The 1,558-nt window shown below is 72.2% G+C and carries 2 protein-coding genes; one reads left to right on the forward strand and one right to left on the reverse strand.

The annotated features are described in order from the left end of the window. Window positions 1-34: 34 nt before the first annotated feature. Window positions 35-1,207 carry a xylose isomerase gene (gene xylA, locus ACFU6K_RS38635; protein ID WP_380671290.1) on the reverse strand — a complete coding sequence of 391 codons (1,173 nt, stop codon included), beginning with the start codon at window positions 1,205-1,207 and terminating at the stop codon, window positions 35-37. Between the two features lie 95 nt (window positions 1,208-1,302). Between xylA and ACFU6K_RS38640 the strand changes: the two genes are divergently transcribed. Next, the coding region (locus ACFU6K_RS38640) for an FGGY family carbohydrate kinase (RefSeq protein ID WP_380671292.1) at window positions 1,303-1,558 on the forward strand (256 nt) is incomplete at its 3' end.

A 1,558-nucleotide genomic window follows, 5' to 3' on the forward strand; every position in this document is an offset into this window, starting at 1 on the left:
CGTCCGCACGACCCGGCCCGGGTGGGAACTCCGTTCAGCGGGCGCCGAGGAGGTGTTCGAGGGCGAGCTGGTCCAGCTGCTCGAAGGCCATGCCGCGCGCGGCGGCGGCGTCGACGTCGAACTCCTCGAAGGCGGAGCGGTCCGCCAGCAGCCCGGCCAGGCCGTCCCCGGCCGTGGGCAGGGCCAGTTCGGGCAACCGGGAGGCGGCGAGCGCGGCCTCGACCTCCGGGTCGGCCCGGAAGGCGCGGGAACGCTCGGCCAGCAGCAGGTAGTTGCGCATGCAGCCGGCCGCCGAGGCCCAGACGCCGTCGAAGTCCTCGGTGCGCGGCGGCTTGAAGTCGAAGTGCCGCGGGCCGTCGTAGCCGGCCGACTCCAGCAGGTCGACCAGCCAGAAGGCCTGCCGGAGGTCTCCCGCGCCGAAGCGCAGGTCCTGGTCGTACTTGATGCCGGACTGGCCGTTGAGGTCGATGTGGAACAGCTTGCCGTGCCACAGGGCCTGGGCGATGCCGTGCGGGAAGTTGAGCCCGGCCATCTGCTCGTGGCCCACCTCCGGGTTGACGCCGACCCGCTCGGGGCGCTCCAACTCGTTGATGAACGCCAGGGCGTGGCCCACCGTGGGCCGCAGGATGTCGCCGCGCGGCTCGTTGGGCTTGGGCTCGATCGCGAACCGCAGGTCGTAGCCCTGCTGCTCGACGTACTCGCCCAGCAGGTCGAAGGCCTCCTTCAGCCGGTCCAGCGCGGTGCGCACGTCCTTGGCGGCACCGGACTCCGCGCCCTCGCGACCGCCCCAGGCGACGTAGACCGAGGCGCCGAGCTCCGCGGCCAGGTCGATGGTGCGCAGCGTCTTGCGCAGCGCGTAGCGCCGTACGTCGCGGTCGTTGGCGGTGAAGGCGCCGTCCTTGAACACCGGGTGGGTGAACAGGTTGGTGGTCGCCATCGGGACCTTCAGCCCGGCGGCGTCCAGCGCGGCGCGGAAGCGCTTGACGGTCTGCTCGCGCGTGGCGTCGCCCGCGCCGAAGGGGATCAGGTCGTCGTCGTGGAAGGTGACGCCGTAGGCGCCGAGTTCGGCCAGCCGCTGGACGGTCTCGACCGGGTCGAGGGCGGGGCGGGTCGCGTCGCCGAAGGGGTCGCGACCCTGCCAACCGACGGTCCACAGACCGAAGGTGAACCTGTGCGCGGGCGTGGGGGCGAGAGGGTCACTGGACATGGAGCGGCTCCGATCAGCGCGCCGGGGGGTGTTTGTAATGACTCTCAACAAACTAATATGCCGACGCATGAGAAGGAACCCCTCCGGAGGAACGCATGGCTGAGCAGCGCGTCGTGATCGGCTTCGACAGCTCGACGCAGTCCACCAAGGCCCTTGCCGTCGACACCGACACGGGCACGGTCCTGGGCGAGGGCCGTGCCCCGCACACCGTCAGCACGGGCGCCGGCCGCGAGAGCGACCCCGAGCAGTGGTGGCGGGCACTCGGCGAGGCCGCGGTGGCGACGGGCTGGGCGGACCGCGCGGCCGCCGTCTCGATCGGCGGCCAGCAGCACGGCCTGGTCACCCTCGACG

The organism is Kitasatospora sp. NPDC057512 (assembly GCF_042802135.1).
In the GTDB taxonomy this organism is placed as follows: Bacteria; Actinomycetota; Actinomycetes; order Streptomycetales; family Streptomycetaceae; genus Kitasatospora.

What these genes read in the sequence shown, in the direction of transcription:
- xylA (WP_380671290.1), bottom strand. Translation starts at nt 1,207, where the DNA reads ATGTCCAGTGACCCTCTCGCCCCCACGCCCGCGCACAGGTTCACCTTC.